The organism is Virgibacillus sp. CM-4 (assembly GCF_000445495.1).
Lineage (GTDB): Bacteria > Bacillota > Bacilli > Bacillales > Amphibacillaceae > Virgibacillus > Virgibacillus salexigens.
On record NZ_AUQA01000002.1, the window covers coordinates 1493693 to 1509251 of the forward strand.

17 protein-coding genes are annotated in these 15559 nt (G+C 36.7%); 1 reads left to right on the forward strand and 16 read right to left on the reverse strand.

Going from position 1 to position 15559, the window contains the following annotated elements; translation table 11 throughout:
• Nucleotides 1-41 precede the first annotated feature (41 nt).
• From rpsR to M948_RS30555, 7 genes are all read right to left on the reverse strand, one after another.
• Nucleotides 42-272, reverse strand: coding sequence for a 30S ribosomal protein S18 (gene rpsR, locus M948_RS30525; protein WP_021290256.1), 231 nt, complete (start codon nt 270-272; stop codon nt 42-44).
• 32 nt (nt 273-304) lie between these two features.
• Nucleotides 305-772: a single-stranded DNA-binding protein gene (gene ssb / locus M948_RS30530; RefSeq protein ID WP_021290257.1), complete on the reverse strand. Its 468-nt coding sequence runs from the start codon at nt 770-772 to the stop codon at nt 305-307.
• A 16-nt stretch (nt 773-788) separates the two neighbouring features.
• Nucleotides 789-1079 carry a 30S ribosomal protein S6 gene (rpsF, locus tag M948_RS30535; protein WP_021290258.1) on the reverse strand — a complete coding sequence of 97 codons (291 nt, stop codon included), beginning with the start codon at nt 1077-1079 and terminating at the stop codon, nt 789-791.
• A 174-nt stretch (nt 1080-1253) separates the two neighbouring features.
• Complete coding sequence (ychF, locus tag M948_RS30540) at nt 1254-2354, reverse strand: redox-regulated ATPase YchF (protein ID WP_021290259.1); 1101 nt, start codon at nt 2352-2354, stop codon at nt 1254-1256.
• 210 nt (nt 2355-2564) lie between these two features.
• A complete protein-coding gene (locus tag M948_RS30545) occupies nt 2565-2765 on the reverse strand; it encodes a DUF951 domain-containing protein (RefSeq protein WP_021290260.1) in 201 nt (66 codons plus the stop codon).
• 47 nt (nt 2766-2812) lie between these two features.
• Entirely contained in the window at nt 2813-3826 is a 1014-nt protein-coding gene (locus M948_RS30550; protein ID WP_021290261.1) for a mechanosensitive ion channel family protein, read from the reverse strand.
• Nucleotides 3827-3856: 30 nt separating this feature from the next.
• Nucleotides 3857-4882 (reverse strand): YkvI family membrane protein, encoded by a 1026-nt coding sequence (locus M948_RS30555; RefSeq protein WP_021290262.1) that lies wholly within the window; start codon nt 4880-4882, stop codon nt 3857-3859.
• A gap of 88 nt (nt 4883-4970) precedes the next feature.
• Between M948_RS30555 and yyaC the strand changes: the two genes are divergently transcribed.
• A complete protein-coding gene (yyaC, locus tag M948_RS30560) occupies nt 4971-5588 on the forward strand; it encodes a spore protease YyaC (RefSeq protein ID WP_021290263.1) in 618 nt (205 codons plus the stop codon).
• 238 nt (nt 5589-5826) lie between these two features.
• On the opposite strand, the gene M948_RS30565 is transcribed toward yyaC, so the two are convergent.
• The 9 genes from M948_RS30565 to spoIIIJ all read right to left on the reverse strand — a co-directional run bounded on the left by M948_RS30565 (nt 5827) and on the right by spoIIIJ (nt 15512).
• Nucleotides 5827-6540, reverse strand: coding sequence for a DUF554 domain-containing protein (locus tag M948_RS30565; protein ID WP_021290264.1), 714 nt, complete (start codon nt 6538-6540; stop codon nt 5827-5829).
• Between the two features lie 290 nt (nt 6541-6830).
• Nucleotides 6831-7664, reverse strand: a complete 834-nt coding sequence (locus M948_RS30570; RefSeq protein ID WP_021290265.1) for a ParB/RepB/Spo0J family partition protein — start codon at nt 7662-7664, stop codon at nt 6831-6833.
• A complete protein-coding gene (locus M948_RS30575; RefSeq protein ID WP_021290266.1) occupies nt 7645-8418 on the reverse strand; it encodes a ParA family protein in 774 nt (257 codons plus the stop codon). The genes M948_RS30570 and M948_RS30575 overlap by 20 nt, the downstream gene beginning before the upstream one ends.
• A 179-nt stretch (nt 8419-8597) precedes the next feature.
• Entirely contained in the window at nt 8598-9485 is an 888-nt protein-coding gene (gene noc, locus M948_RS30580; RefSeq protein WP_021290267.1) for a nucleoid occlusion protein, read from the reverse strand.
• Nucleotides 9486-9763: 278 nt separating this feature from the next.
• Complete coding sequence (rsmG, locus tag M948_RS30585; protein WP_021290268.1) at nt 9764-10480, reverse strand: 16S rRNA (guanine(527)-N(7))-methyltransferase RsmG; 717 nt, start codon at nt 10478-10480, stop codon at nt 9764-9766.
• Between the two features lie 86 nt (nt 10481-10566).
• Nucleotides 10567-12450, reverse strand: a complete 1884-nt coding sequence (mnmG, locus tag M948_RS30590) for a tRNA uridine-5-carboxymethylaminomethyl(34) synthesis enzyme MnmG (RefSeq protein WP_021290269.1) — start codon at nt 12448-12450, stop codon at nt 10567-10569.
• A gap of 33 nt (nt 12451-12483) precedes the next feature.
• Complete coding sequence (gene mnmE / locus M948_RS30595; protein WP_021290270.1) at nt 12484-13860, reverse strand: tRNA uridine-5-carboxymethylaminomethyl(34) synthesis GTPase MnmE; 1377 nt, start codon at nt 13858-13860, stop codon at nt 12484-12486.
• 270 nt (nt 13861-14130) lie between these two features.
• Nucleotides 14131-14745: an RNA-binding cell elongation regulator Jag/EloR gene (gene jag / locus M948_RS30600; protein WP_021290271.1), complete on the reverse strand. Its 615-nt coding sequence runs from the start codon at nt 14743-14745 to the stop codon at nt 14131-14133.
• Nucleotides 14742-15512 carry a YidC family membrane integrase SpoIIIJ gene (gene spoIIIJ / locus M948_RS30605; RefSeq protein WP_021290272.1) on the reverse strand — a complete coding sequence of 257 codons (771 nt, stop codon included), beginning with the start codon at nt 15510-15512 and terminating at the stop codon, nt 14742-14744. The genes jag and spoIIIJ overlap by 4 nt, the downstream gene beginning before the upstream one ends.
• Nucleotides 15513-15559: the final 47 nt, after the last annotated feature.

The window sequence follows — 15559 nt, forward strand, 5'->3', positions numbered from 1 at the left end:
AGGAAGCATCTCATGAAGATGCTTCCCTTTTATAGATATTATTAATCTGCAACGTAAGGCAATAATGCCATTGTACGAGAACGTTTGATTGCTCTTGTAAGTTTACGTTGGTATTTTGCTGAAGTTCCAGTAACACGACGAGGTAAAATTTTACCACGTTCAGAAATGAAACGTTTTAGCAAATCAACATCTTTATAGTCAATGTGTGTAATTCCGTTCGCTGTGAAGTAACACACCTTACGACGCTTTGCACGACCGCGACGAGCTGCCATAGTTAACCCTCCTATTCTTCATAGAATGCTCTTTAAAATGGTAAATCATCATCTGATATATCGATAGGTTCTCCATTATTCTTAAATGGATCGTCTTGATTGCGATTAGGTTCAAACTGGTTCTGGTTTTGGTCTCTGTTTGGTTGGAATCCTGATGAATCTTGTCCTCCTTGAGAAGAACCTTTTGTTTCCAGGAATTGTACACTATCAGCAACAATTTCTGTAACAAATACAGTCTTTCCATCCTGACCCTCGAATCGACGTGTTTGTACACGACCGTCAACACCAACCATACTTCCTTTTTTCATATAATTTGCTAGGTTCTCAGCTGGTCTCCGCCACACAACGCAGTTAATGAAGTCAGCTTCACGATTACCTTGCTGATTTGAAAAAGGACGGTTCACTGCAAGTGTAAAATTAGCTACAGCAACCCCGCTTGGTGTATACCGTAAATCAGGATCCTTCGTTAACCTGCCGACTAGTACGACACGATTTAACATCAGAACCACTCCTTATTTATTGATCATCTTCTCGAACTGCGATATGACGAATAATATCATCAGAGAACTTAGCTAGACGATCAAACTCATTAATTGCTTGCTCATCTGCACTAAAGTTAATGACTACATAATATCCATCACGATAGTCATTGATTTCATAAGCAAGACGCTTCTTGCCTTTTTCATCAACTTTTTCAATCTCCGCGCCATTATTAGTAAGGACTCCATTGAAACGCTCAATCAAAGCTGTTTGAGCTTCCTCTTCCATGTCTGGGCGGATGATGTACATGATTTCGTATTTTCTCATCCGTTACACCTCCTTTTGGACTTAACGGCCCCTATTTATTGATACACAACATTGCATATCGCAACAGGAGCAAGGAGTAATTCAAATTTTAATTACTCACAATAGTGTATTATACCAAATCATTTTATAATTAACAAGTCTTCGAGAGATCCGATTTACGTCGTTACTAATCTGTTACACATTAAAACGAAAATGAATAACGTCGCCATCTTTCACAATATATTCTTTTCCTTCTAATCTTACTCTTCCATTTTCCTTTGCTTGGTTCATCGTTCCAGCTGCTATCAAATCATCATAAGAAACGGTCTCAGCTCGGATAAATCCTCGCTCAAAATCTGTATGAATGATCCCTGCAGCCTGTGGTGCTTTAATTCCTTTACGGAATGTCCAAGCACGGACTTCTTGTTCTCCGGCTGTAAAATATGTTGCTAATCCTAACAAGGAATAAGCAGCTTTAATAAGCTTGTCTAATCCAGATTCGGCTATCCCCAGATCTTCTAAAAACAATTCTTTTTCTTCTTGATCCAACTCTGCAATTTCTTCTTCTATCTTTGCACAAACAACGATTACTTGGGCATTTTCTTTAGCAGCATATGCTTTTACCTTCTGTACGTTTTCATTTGAGTCAGGGTCTGTAATTTCCGCTTCACTTACATTTGCTACGTAAAGTGTTGGCTTGCTTGTTAACAGATGTAGTCCTTTTACAATCTTCTGTTGTTCTTCGGTAAAGTCTGTAGCTCTTGCTGGCTGTTCATCTTCTAATCCGGTTTTTAATTTCGATAGAACATCATATTCGGCTACCGCCGCTTTATCTTTTTGTCTAGCTAATTTCTCTACCCTTTGCATTCGCTTCGTAACTGTTTCCAAATCGGCAAGAATTAGCTCTAGATTAATCACCTCAATATCATCTATCGGGTTAATTCTGCCAGATACATGTGTAATATTATCGTCTTCAAAACAGCGTACTACCTGACAGATAGCATCTACTTGTCGAATATGTGATAGAAATTGATTTCCTAATCCTTCGCCTTTACTTGCTCCTTTTACAATACCTGCAATATCGGTAAATTCAAACGTTGTTGGTACTGTCTTCTTGGGCTGTACTAAATCGGTTAGTTTATTCAAGCGATTGTCTGGTACTTCCACTATTCCAACATTAGGATCAATGGTAGCGAAAGGATAATTCGCAGCCTCCGCTCCAGCCTGGGTAATAGCATTAAATAATGTAGATTTTCCAACATTAGGAAGACCAACAATTCCTGCTGTTAATGACATTCAAGATTCACTCCTTAAGGATTTCCATTCATATGAACGCGTTTGTCATCCTAATTATAGATATTTGCCTCTAAAATGACAAGCTAGCAAAAAACAAAAATAGGCATAAAATGATGCCTATTTTTGCTTTTCACCCTATTATCTTATAAGTTTTCTTTCTCTATAATGCTATAGTAACATTTTTATGGATAAATAGTCTATTTTAACTACTTATCCTTTTTCTGCTTTTTCGATAACTTTTTTTAGTTTTTTGGTGAATTGCCTTCTTGGTATTAATACACTATGATCACAGCCAAGACATTTGATCCGAATATCCATCCCCATACGTATAATTTTCCAGCGATTTTCTCCACAGGGATGTTGCTTCTTCATCTGTACGACATCATTTAGGGCAAATTCTTTATCTTCCATGGTATTCCTTCTCCTTTTCTGATCCTAGATCGTATATATCCCCACATCTATTGATCCCGTTGAGGTGCTTGTTCTCCTTGACTTGAATCTGTTTCCGGATATCCTTTTTGTAGATGATTTGACGTTGAGCCTTCCGTTTGTCTATCCTTTACGACGTTTTCCTTCTCTTTCCCTGTATACATAACAATTCGTGGTGCAGGAATTTCGATACCTTCTCTATACAATTTATCTTGTATATCTCTTCTAATATTTCGCTCTGCAGCCCATTGGAATCCAGGTAATGTATCAGCAATCACACGGATAACAAAATGAGAAGCTTCTAAATTTTGAACACCTATTATTTCCGGTACACCAACAAGAAAATCATATTTATCAGGAAGCGTTACAGCCACATCATTAATAATTTTCTCTGCATCGTCCACACTGCTTTCATAAGGGACATTAACATCAATTATCGCTAGTCCATTATGTGTCGAATAATTAATGACTTGGGTCACATTGCCATTAGGTAAGATGTGCATTTCACCGGTCCAACTCAACACTTTTGTCGTACGGAGGCCAATTTCTTCAACCGTCCCCTCAATGCCGGAGACCCCAACATAATCTCCAACGGAAAATTGATCTTCAAAAATGATGAAAAAACCAGAGATAATATCTCGTACTAGATTCTGTGCTCCAAAACCAATAGCCAAGCCCGCTACTCCAGCACCGGCTAATAAAGCCCCGACATTAAATCCGAGTACATTATCTAGTATCATGATCATGGCAATGAAATAAACCACATAGGCAACAACACTTTTAATTAATTTCTTTAGTGTGTTTTCTCTACGTTCGGTAATCCGTATGGGGGCATTTTCTCTTCTTCTAAATAATCGATCGACTACTTTTCGAGTAATACGTACAATAGCAAATGCTAACGCGACGATCATCAGAATTTTAAGAGCACCTTCCCCTAACGTCCACCAAAGCTCAGGACCAGTAAGATAATCCCAGAGTGTTGTAATATCCTCAATTCCTTGTTCTACATTTTTTTCTACATTTTGTTGTACATTGCCTTCCACTGAGGATCCCTCCTTTATGCCATACTTACATTACGTCTTTTTATCTTCAATTTTATTCCATAATGGAAATAATAACAATCTAGTTAATACATATAAATTTAAAACACCATAAATCGGGTACAAGTAATTAATTAAAGTAGAAAAACCGAGCGCTGTTAATGGAATCATTGTAACTAAGGTTACACAAACAATCAACCATAATGGTTGCTGAATATAATCTTGAATTCGCGTAACAATTCCCAGTATGCCAGAAGCTGCGGTCGTGAAAATGGCAAACCATAATAAGACACTCATTAACACTAGCATCTGAAATGGATAATGTTTTAATATCGCAAATAACGGTATTTCATATAGCAATAACTCATCTGCTATTTGAATTAAACTATTATTATAAATAAAAGAAATGACACCTAAGGTTAAGCCACTTCCGACACAGGCAATCCATATTTCTTGTTTGGATTGTACCTTATTCCCTATGGCACCCAATACAGCAATTAATGGAAGAATATTTAATGCCGTAAACGGAAACGCTGCTGTCCAATTTCGTTGTTCATCCCAATGTGAGAACAAATTTAATTCCTGATCAATCGTAAACCATAGCAATACAAATAATAGACCAACCAAAAGTAGTGGCAAGATAAATTGATTAATAGATAACAAGCCATTAATCCCTTTCAGAAATAAAACAACCAGCGCTATAATTATTATACTGATCCCCCACCAATAGGAGAAGTTAAATGCCTGAGATGTTGCCCCACTACCAGCAATCATGATAACGGTTGTGGTAAACAGGTAAATAAATATCATTACATCATAGATTCCTGTAAGTCTCCTACCAACTATATCTTTAAGGACAGGTAAATAGTGGGTCGATTTTCTTTGGTAGCTTATACTCATAATGACCAAACAACATATGGTGAAAAATAGAGCAAATAAACCAATAGCTAGTCCACTTTCATGGCCGAAAAATTGCCAAAGTTCCCTCCCCGAAGCATAGCCTGCCCCAATTGTTGTTCCGATAATTAAAAACATCCATTTTAATCCACCACGCAGCATTTCGGTTCCTCCAATATTTTTAATAATCAATGTATAGATCTGTTAAAAATTCCGTATACTATACCAATATGTTTTTGGAGGATAAGCTATGAATTTTAAAAACAGTTTATGGAAAAGAAATGAAAATTTACGGATGCTCCATACAGATTCTGATTTTATTCCTTCTATGCGTGATAAAATTATATCCTGGTTCCCAAATTCACCGCATGATTATGTTGTTGTTTTCATTGGCACTGACCGTTCTACAGGTGACTCGTTAGGCCCATTAGCAGGAACATTACTGGCTGAAAAAAAACCAAAGCATATTACCGTATATGGGACATTAGAAGAGCCTGTACACGCTACAAACTTAACAGAATATATCGATTATATTGAGACACACCATTCAAATCCATTTATCATTGCTGTTGATGCCTGTTTAGGCAAACATAGTTCTGTGGGTTTACTAATTACAGGTACAGGGCCAATTAAACCTGGAGCAGCATTAAATAAACCATTACCTGCAATTGGAGATATGCATATTACTGGGGTGGTGAATGTAAGTGGGTTCATGGAGTATTCTGTGCTTCAAAATACGAGACTTAGCCTAGTGATGGCAATGGCCCAACAAATTTCTTCCTTATTGGATGAATTGGATCAGTGTTTAACCTATGGGAAAGCTACTCCTTCTGTCGTTATCCAAGTATCAAAACCTACCATTATATAACCTTAAAGAGGGGAAAATATTTCAGCTAAACAAAACCCGAATCCATTTAATAGACTCGGGTTAATTATTTTTTACTTATTTAATCAATGATGATAACACTATCGGAACAATACTAGGGAAAAATTTAAGGGTAAGCGATTGTTGCTTACCCATGTTAACTGCTGTAGCCATACTTATGACTTCCATTCTGCTAGAGAATTAATTGTCTTTCAATCAGGAATGATTGCAAATACCTATTTTAAAATAATTGATAAATATAATAGATTATTCCTACCATAACAATAGATGGCAATAGATTACCGATTCGAATGGTCGTGATTTTCAGTAGGTTTAGACCAATTGCAAGAATAAGTAACCCACCGACAGCTGTTAATTCATTGATCATACCATTCAGAAATGACTCTGGAAGCATTCCTTCAATTTGGGTAGCTAGTAAAGCAATACTTCCTTGATAGACGACAACTGGGATTACCGATAAAATAACACCATAGCCTAATGTAGTTGTTAATACGAGGGCAACAAACCCATCAAGAATACCTTTCGTGATTAGTACCTCATGATCACCACGAATCCCACTATCTAATGCTCCAATTACTGACATCGCACCAATCACAAACACAAGTGAAGCAGTAACAAACCCTTGAGAAACACTAAAGTCACTATTTGTCGAATTTGTCGAGGTGAATTTACTACCAACCCAGTTACCTAAACGATTTAACCCGGATTCCAAATGAATTAACTCGCCTATAATGGCACCAGAGAGTAAACTTAATAAGACAACAATAATATATTCTGTTGATAATGCCATTTGAATTCCAATTAACATGACTGCTAGTCCAATCCCTTGCATAACCGTTTCTTTATATCTTTCCGGGATCTTTGTAAATAACAAACCAAATAAACTACCAATAATTATTAAAACACCATTAACTAATGTACCGTATAGTGCCATGTTATCCCATCTCCTATTATGTATCATCTAAATTCTAGTTCAAATAATCGCTATCATTTCTATTTGGTACATCTATTTGTTTCACGTGAAACAGTGGTATTATGTCTGTTTTACGTGAATTTATAGTAAAAGACTGACAACAGATTGTCAGTCTTTATAAACAAATCATATCCAGTTAGTTGCAAGCACTAGCACTGACAAACTAGCAATAGGCAGCCGTAACAAAAAAGCTTGTGATGAACACCTTTGCTTTATCGACCTAAAAATGGAATGATTACAGCGAGCTTCTATTACTCAAGTACGTCCATAATCCGCTGTAAATCGTCATCGTTATAAAACTCTATTTCAATTTTCCCTTTGCGTTTCCCTCGTTGAATAGAAACAGCAGTCCCTAAACGATTTCTTAAGTAAGATTCTCTTTCTTGAAGAAAAACATCTTTTTTGGGTTTCTCTTTTTTCTTCACTTGTTTATCATTCAGTTGAAGAATTAATTGCTCCACTTGCCTTACATTTAATTTTTCTCGCCTTATTTTTTGAATTAAAGGTTGTAATTTGCTTTTATCTTTTATTCCTAGCAATGCTCGCCCATGTCCCATGGATAATTCACCGTTATTAATATAGGCGATTACTTTCTCCGGTAATGATAATAAACGAACCATATTCGCTATATGGGAGCGGCTCTTACCGAGACGTTTAGACAATTCTTCTTGGGTAATCTTCAGCTCATTCATTAAATTAGCATAGGCATGAGCTTCCTCAATGGGGGTTAAATCTTCCCTTTGCAAATTCTCTAAAAGAGCAAGCTCCATCATTTTTTCATCGGATAATTCTTTAATTACTACTGGTATTTTTTCAAGTCCTGCCTCTTTCCCAGCACGATACCTTCTTTCACCAACTACGATTTCATATCCTTTTATACTCTTTCTTACAATAAGCGGCTGAATGATACCATATTCTAATATCGATTCCTTTAATTCTTCAATTGCATCTGCATGAAATGTTTTACGCGGCTGATATGGATTTGGCCGACATTCTGTTATGGCTATTTCCTGAACAACATCATCTTTCTCTTCCTCTATTTCTGGAAAGAAAGCGTTAATCCCTTTACCTAACCCTTTCGCCATTGGCCATCACTTCCTTTGCTAGTTCAAGATAAACTTCTGCTCCCCTTGATTTTGGATCATAAGTAATAATAGGTTGTCCATGACTAGGTGCTTCCCCTAACCTTACATTTCTTGGCACTACCGTTTGATACACCTTATCTTGAAAGTATTTCTTCACTTCTTCAATTACCTGTAAACCAAGATTTGTACGGGCATCAAGCATCGTTAACAGTACACCTTCAATCATGAGCGTCTTATTAAGATGCTTTTGAACAAGTCGAATGGTATTTAGTAGTTGACTTAGTCCTTCTAAAGCATAATATTCACATTGTACAGGGATGATCACCGTATCAGAAGCGGTTAACGCATTTAAAGTTAATAACCCTAAGGAAGGAGGACAATCAATAATAATATAATCATAGACTTCCGTTAAATTCTCTAATGATTTTTTCAAGCGTATTTCTCTAGATATTGTTGGTACAAGTTCAATTTCTGCACCGGCAAGCTGAATGGTAGCAGGTACGATATCTAAGTTGTCTACATTTGTTGGAATACAAACTTCTTCAGCTGGTAAATCTTCTACTAGAACATTATAAATACAATTCTTCACATCTGCTTTATTCACGCCTGTTCCACTTGTTGCATTACCTTGAGGATCAACATCTACAAGCAGTACTTTATTGCCAAGATGCGCAAGACAAGCACTTAAATTTACTGATGAAGTTGTTTTTCCTACGCCACCTTTTTGATTTGCGATGGACATTACTTTTCCCATGTTGACACCTACCCTAAAACTATATACTTTCTATTCTATCACTTTTTTAAAATTATGGATGCATGATTTTACATTGTAAGCTATTCGTAATTTACATCAGCGACTGTCTTTAACGAACGAATACTAACGGTGCAAAATACCCATCTTACTAATAAAGATGGGTAAAAATAGTTGTTCATTTATGCGTTCTTTTTTGGGATTTTAATTGTTATTTGATAATAATCATCTAAATCCTGTTCATCTGATTCTACTTCTACACCTGTATCCGAAACCATATTTAAGGATTGTCTTATCGTATTCATAGCAATTCGAATATCTTTATTAAACCCTTTTCGTTTTGTAACTGATTTCTTCTTTGGCGCTGAATCCTGCTCATTCATCTTCTTAATCCGATCTTCCGTCTGTTTAACGTTTAAATCATTTTCCAGGATTTCTTGCAGCAGCTTTACTTGCAATTCTGCTTCCTGCAATTTGATTAACGCACGAGCATGACGCTCCGTAATATATTTTCCTAATAACGCTTCTTGTACCGGTTGTGGGAGCTTGAGTAAACGTAACTTATTTGCTATGGTAGATTGATTTTTCCCTAAGCGTTGAGCTAACGCCTCTTGAGTTAAGGAATGAATATCAAGTAACTTCGCATAAGCTGTAGCTTCTTCAATTACCGTAAGTTCTTCACGTTGTAAATTTTCAATTAAAGCAACAGAAGCTGTTTCCGCATCTGTCATCTCTCTGAGAATCGCAGAAATATGCTCCCAACCTAAAGATTCGACAGCTCGCCATCTGCGTTCCCCGGCAATAATTTCGTACCGCGCTTCTTCCTCCCCCTCTGATTCATCTAACTTTCGAACAATAATCGGCTGTATCATACCATGTGTATGAATCGTTTGGGCAAGTTCATTTATTTTTTCTTCACTAAAAATCGATCTTGGTTGATAGCGATTGGGTTCTATATTTTTAACAGGGATCTGAATAACTTCATCCGGATGATAGGACTCTACATCAGTTTCAGTTTCATTATCAGATTTATCACCTATTCCAAAAAAACGGTTAAAGGGTTTTACCATAATCCCACACCACCTCTAATTTACTTTGAAGTTCTCATCTATGTATTAAATATAATATGTTCCACGTGAAACATATTATATGAATCTATCATTATTATAGCACAGGAAAAGGGTTTAATAAGAAAAAACGCTGCAGCAACCCATGCTACTGCGCGTATAAACGAACATTGAAACGGCTCCTCCATTTTTTGTAGAGGCTTGTTTCCGTTTTATTTTATCATATTTCTCATCGAAAGAATATGTTTATTTATTGTCCATTTCGATCAAAATAGCCACCCTCACTCAAGCGGCTCCTTATTAGGAAGACCTGCTTTTCGAGGATATTTTTTGGGGGTTTTTCTCATTTTTATAACTTCAATGATAGATCTCTCACTTGCTTCTTCCGGTAATGTAAACGTATGCATCGCAGATATTTTACCGCCTAATTCTCCTATAGCAACTTCTCCTTGCTTCACTTCCTCACTTGCTTTCGAACCTTTCATAGCAAGAAAAACGCCATTTTTTTCTGTTAAAGGTAAACATAATTCACTAAGAACGGACATACGAGCAACAGCCCTTGCAGTTACTACATCAAATGATTCTCTAAATTGACGATTCTTTCCAAAATTCTCCGCACGATCATGATAAAAAGCCACTTCTTTTAAATCTAAATCGGTTGCTAACTGATTAAGGAAGCCAATCCGTTTCTTTAATGAATCTACAATCGTTACTTGCAAGTGGGGAAAGCATATCTTTAAAGGAATACTTGGAAATCCTGCACCTGCCCCTACATCACAAATTGTCCTAGCATGAGTGAAATCATAATAAAATGCAGCACTTATAGAATCATAAAAATGTTTGAGATAAACATCATTTTCCTTTGTTAAACCCGTTAAATTTATTTTTTCGTTCCATTCAATTAACGTACGATAATAAATGGCAAACTGTTCTTGTTGCCTTTCATCCAATGATATCCCTTTTTGCTGAAGTGCTTGTACAAATTGTTCTGGATTCATATCCTATACTCCTTATGTAAGGTATTTCAGCGAAGAATACTTCCCTTCGCTGAAATGATTTTTTAATGGAATCTCATTTCTTCCTATTAATTAGCCAATCGTGCTATATTTCCTTGTTCAATATAGACAATTAGAATGGAAATATCTGCTGGATTTACCCCTGAGATCCGAGACGCTTGCCCAACTGACAATGGACGAACTTTTTTAAGTTTTTCCTTAGCTTCTGTTGCCAAACCGCCAATATCATCATAGTCAATATCACTTGGAATCTTTTTGTCTTCCATTTTTAGCATACGATCTACTTGTTCATTTGCTTTCTTAATATATCCTTCATACTTAATTTGAATCCCTACTTGGTCTGTTACTTCATTCGATAATTCTGGAGCATCTATAATTGGAGCAAGTAAGTCATAAGATAATTCTGGTCGTTTCAATAAATCATATGCTTTTAATGCTTCTTTTAATGGTGCTGCGCCTGCTTCTTCTAGAATGCCATTTACCTCTGGTGAAGGTTTAACGACGAGCTTTTGAAGTCGTTTTTTCTCTTCTTCTACTAAACGGTATTTCTCGACAAATTTAGCGTAACGTTCTTCGGAAATAAGTCCAAGTTGATGGCCTAATTCCGTCATTCGTAGATCCGCATTATCATGTCTTAATAATAAACGGTATTCTGCTCGTGATGTTAGTAAACGATAAGGTTCATTCGTACCTTTTGTCACGAGATCATCAATTAATACACCAATATAAGCTTGAGAGCGGTCAAGAATAACTGGATCCTTTCCGAGTACTTTTGCAGCAGCGTTTATTCCTGACATAATTCCTTGTGCAGCAGCTTCTTCATATCCAGAAGTTCCGTTAATTTGTCCAGCTGTAAATAATCCTGGAATGTTTTTTGTTTCCAGTGTTGGCCACAATTGTGTAGGAACAATTGCATCATATTCTATTGCATAACCAGCACGCATAATCTCAGCATTTTCTAAACCTTTTACACTTCTAACCATGCCATGTTGAATCGATTCAGGCAGTGAAGTAGACAAGCCTTGTACATATACTTCTTCCGTATCTCTTCCTTCTGGTTCAAGGAAAATTTGATGATGCGGCTTGTCGTTAAAGCGGACAATTTTATCCTCTATAGACGGGCAATACCGTGGACCTGTTCCCCTTTTCATACCTGAGTACATGGATGATAGCGATAGATTTTCATTAATTATTTCATGTGTGAACTCATTCGTATATGTTAGCCAACAAGGTATTTGATCGGTAATATATTCCGTAGTTTCATAAGAAAAACTTTGAGGTTTTTCATCCCCAGGTTGAATTTCAGTTTTAGAATAATCGATCGTATGGCTATTTACTCGTGGAGGTGTACCTGTTTTAAAACGTGTAATTTCTAAGCCGAGTTCCTCTAGGTTTTCAGACAATTTAATGGTTGGTCGTTGGTTGTTTGGTCCACTTTCATATTCTAGATCACCCATTAACACTTTTCCTCGCATAAACGTACCAGTTGTAATAATTACTGTTTCCGCACGATAAGCTGCATGTGTTTCAGTTATCACGCCTTTACATACACCATCTTCCACAATTAAACTGTCAACCATACCTTGGCGTAGTGTAAGGTTTTTTTCATTTTCGATAATATTCTTCATTTCTTTTATATACAAAGGTTTATCAGCTTGAGCACGTAAAGCTTGCACAGCTGGGCCTTTACCTGTATTTAACAAACGCATTTGAATATACGTTTTATCAATAACTTTACCCATTACGCCACCGAGAGCATCAATTTCACGAACAACGATACCCTTTGCAGGACCGCCAATTGATGGATTACAAGGCATAAAGGCTATCATATCTAAATTGAGGGTGAGCATCAATGTCTTTGCACCCATTTTCGCCGCTGCAAGTCCAGCTTCTACACCTGCATGACCTGCACCAACTACAATTACGTCATAATGACCTGCATCATACGTCATGGTTTTTCATCCTTTCTTCCTTTTTTATTATAACTATTTACCTAAGCAAAATTGTGAGAACAATTGATCAATCAAACTATCACTTGCCGTATCCCCAATAATCTCACCTAAAAATTCCCATGTTCTTGTTACATCAATTTGAACAATATCTAAAGGCATTTCCAGTTTTAGACCTTCCATTGCATCTTCAAGCGCTTGTTTTGCTTGTTTTAGCAATTGGATATGTCGCACATTGGAGACGTACGTTAAGTCCCCTGTATCAATTTCACCTTCGAAGAATGTCGTGGAAATCGCCTTTTCCAACTCATCTACTCCCGCTTCTTCAATTAAGGAAGTGGTAACTACAGGATTCCCTTCTGCCAACTCTTTCACTCGTGCAAGATCCAATTTCTGATCCAAATCCGTCTTATTAATTATTACAATATAATCAAGTCCTTGAATAGCCTTGAATAATTTTTCATCTTCTTCTGTTAGTACATCGTTATAGTTGAGTACAAATAAAATCAAATCTGACTCTTTTAGTACTTGTCTCGAACGTTCCACGCCAATTTTTTCGACTATATCTTCCGTTTCTCGAATACCAGCTGTGTCTACCAATCGTAATGGAACTCCACGCACATTCACATATTCTTCAATAATGTCCCGTGTAGTTCCAGGAACTTCAGTTACAATTGCTTTATTTTCTTGGACAAGTGTATTCATCAACGAAGACTTACCAACATTTGGCCTACCAATAATAGCCGTAGCTAAGCCTTCACGTAAGATTTTCCCTTGTTTAGCAACCTGCAAGAGGTTCTCAATTTCAGCGTGTACTTCTTTCGTTTTCTTTCGCATCATGTCATGTGACATTTCTTCTACATCATCGTATTCAGGGTAATCTATATTCACTTCTACATGAGCGACTGTCTCCAATAAATCTTGGCGCAACCGTTCAATCAGACCTGATAAACGCCCATCCATTTGTTTTAAAGCGACAGACATTGCTTTATCTGTTTTTGCTCGTATTAGATCCATTACTGCCTCTGCCTGTGATAAGTCAATTCTACCATTTAGAAAAGCACGTTTGGTAAATTCTCCTGGTTCTGCTAGCCTTGCTCCACTTCCTAAAATTATTTCTAACACACGATTAACAGCTACCATACCACCATGACAATTGATTTCAACCACATCTTCACGAGTAAATGTTTTCGGCGAACGCATCACAGAAACCATTACTTCTTCGGCAACTTCATTTGTCTGTGGATCCATTATTTTTCCATAATGAATAGTATGAGATTCTACTTTCCTTAAATTCTTTCCCTTAAATAATTTTGCTGTTATCGGAATTGCTTCCGGTCCACTTAATCGAACAATTGCTATTGCACCCTCACCAACCGGTGTGGATATCGCAGTAATTGTATCTGTTTCCATCGCTTTCACCTCCAACATTTATCCAGAAATATATATAGAAACGTAAAATTATTTTTATCGTCACTAACTTACTAGAATACCATAACCTTTCACAAAAATAAAGTTATCCACAACATATTTTTTCATCCTTTTCCAGCCAAAGTTATGCACATGTGGATAACTTTGGCTGGAAATAAGCACAATTATTTTATAATGAGAAAAAAATACCCGCCTGAATCAAAAAGACAGGCGGATATTTTTACAAACAAGTTTTATCTCTAACAGAGCTTATTATGGCACGATAACAATATGGCGATGTGGTTCTCTTCCATCTGAATGTGTGGAAACTTCATTTTTTGTTTGCAACACACTATGAATAATTTTTCGTTCAAATGCAGGCATTGGCTCCAACGCTACCTTTTTATTTAGGCGAATCGCTTTGTCTGCCATTTTCAATGCAAGTGATTCAAGCGTTTCTTTCCTCCGGCCACGATAACCTTCTGCATCCAGCGTAACCGTATAAAAATTATCACTGGATTTATTAATAGCAAGATGTAATAAATATTGCAGTGCATTTAAGGTCTGTCCACGTTTACCAATTAAAATCGCAATATTTTCACCTTGTATATCATAGGTTACATGATTCTCTTCTACTGTTGTATGAATGGTAGCATCCACACTCATATGCTGAACAATTTGCTGCAAGTAGTTTTTGGTTTCTTCAATCGGGTTTTTGGCAATTCGCACCCTAACAAAGGCACGTTTGGAGCCAAACAGGCCTAATAGTCCCTTTTTTCCTTCATCAATAACGTCAATTTCTACTTGGTCCCTGGTTGTATTTAACTGCTCTAATGCTGATTGGACCGCTTCTTCAACCGTTTGTCCACTAGCAGTTATCTCTCTCACTTTTTGTCTCCTCCATTATTTTTATCAGCCATCATTGGCTTACGGATTAATAAAGTCTGAGCAACCATAAAGATATTACCAACTACCCAATATAATGCTAATGCAGATGGGAAGAACATGGCAAACACACCAATCATAATTGGCATCACATAAAGCATAACCATCATTTGTGGATTTTGCGATGCAGGGCTACCTGCCATCATTAATTTTTGTTGCAGCCAAGTAGCTACAGCAGCAATAATTGGTAAGATAAAGAATGGATCACGGGCTCCTAATTCAAACCATAGAAAACTATGGGTTTTAATCGATTCTGTACGCATTATTGCATGGTACATAGCAATTAGAATTGGCATTTGAATAAAAATTGGCAAACATCCAGCCAATGGGTTTACTCCATTTTTTTGAAATAATTGCATCGTTTCCTGTTGCAATTTTTGCTGTGTATTGGCATCTTTTGAACTATATTTCTGTTGCAGTTCTTTCAGCTTTGGCTGAATATCCTGCATTGCTTTTGAACTTTTTAATTGTTTTACGTTTAATGGTAGTAGAACTAAACGTACAAGGACAGTAACAATTACAATTGCCAGTCCATAATTTTCATTAAATAACTCAGCAAAATAGGTGATTAGCCAAGACACTGGATAAACGAAGTAGGAATTCCAGATCCCTTCACTATCCTCTGTAATCGGCTCATTAACATCGGTACATCCAGAAAGAATTGCTAATAAACCTATTAGTGTCACTAGCAACCAAAACTTTTTACGCAACACCGTTTCCTCCTAACTAAAATATAAGCGCAAGCGCTTAACTATCA

What these genes read in the sequence shown, in the direction of transcription:
- mnmE (WP_021290270.1), bottom strand. Translation starts at nt 13,860, where the DNA reads ATGGAAACAGATACAATTACTGCGATATCCACACCGGTTGGTGAGGGT.
- rsmG (WP_021290268.1), bottom strand. Translation starts at nt 10,480, where the DNA reads ATGAATCCAGAACAATTTGTACAAGCACTTCAGCAAAAAGGGATATCA.
- M948_RS30565 (WP_021290264.1), bottom strand. Translation starts at nt 6,540, where the DNA reads ATGGCACTATACGGTACATTAGTTAATGGTGTTTTAATAATTATTGGT.
- M948_RS30555 (WP_021290262.1), bottom strand. Translation starts at nt 4,882, where the DNA reads ATGCTGCGTGGTGGATTAAAATGGATGTTTTTAATTATCGGAACAACA.
- M948_RS30575 (WP_021290266.1), bottom strand. Translation starts at nt 8,418, where the DNA reads ATGGGAAAAGTAATGTCCATCGCAAATCAAAAAGGTGGCGTAGGAAAA.
- M948_RS30545 (WP_021290260.1), bottom strand. Translation starts at nt 2,765, where the DNA reads ATGGAAGATAAAGAATTTGCCCTAAATGATGTCGTACAGATGAAGAAG.
- noc (WP_021290267.1), bottom strand. Translation starts at nt 9,485, where the DNA reads ATGGTAAAACCCTTTAACCGTTTTTTTGGAATAGGTGATAAATCTGAT.
- ssb (WP_021290257.1), bottom strand. Translation starts at nt 772, where the DNA reads ATGTTAAATCGTGTCGTACTAGTCGGCAGGTTAACGAAGGATCCTGAT.
- rpsF (WP_021290258.1), bottom strand. Translation starts at nt 1,079, where the DNA reads ATGAGAAAATACGAAATCATGTACATCATCCGCCCAGACATGGAAGAG.
- ychF (WP_021290259.1), bottom strand. Translation starts at nt 2,354, where the DNA reads ATGTCATTAACAGCAGGAATTGTTGGTCTTCCTAATGTTGGAAAATCT.
- mnmG (WP_021290269.1), bottom strand. Translation starts at nt 12,450, where the DNA reads ATGACGTATGATGCAGGTCATTATGACGTAATTGTAGTTGGTGCAGGT.
- yyaC (WP_021290263.1), top strand. Translation starts at nt 4,971, where the DNA reads ATGAATTTTAAAAACAGTTTATGGAAAAGAAATGAAAATTTACGGATG.
- rpsR (WP_021290256.1), bottom strand. Translation starts at nt 272, where the DNA reads ATGGCAGCTCGTCGCGGTCGTGCAAAGCGTCGTAAGGTGTGTTACTTC.
- M948_RS30570 (WP_021290265.1), bottom strand. Translation starts at nt 7,664, where the DNA reads ATGGCGAAAGGGTTAGGTAAAGGGATTAACGCTTTCTTTCCAGAAATA.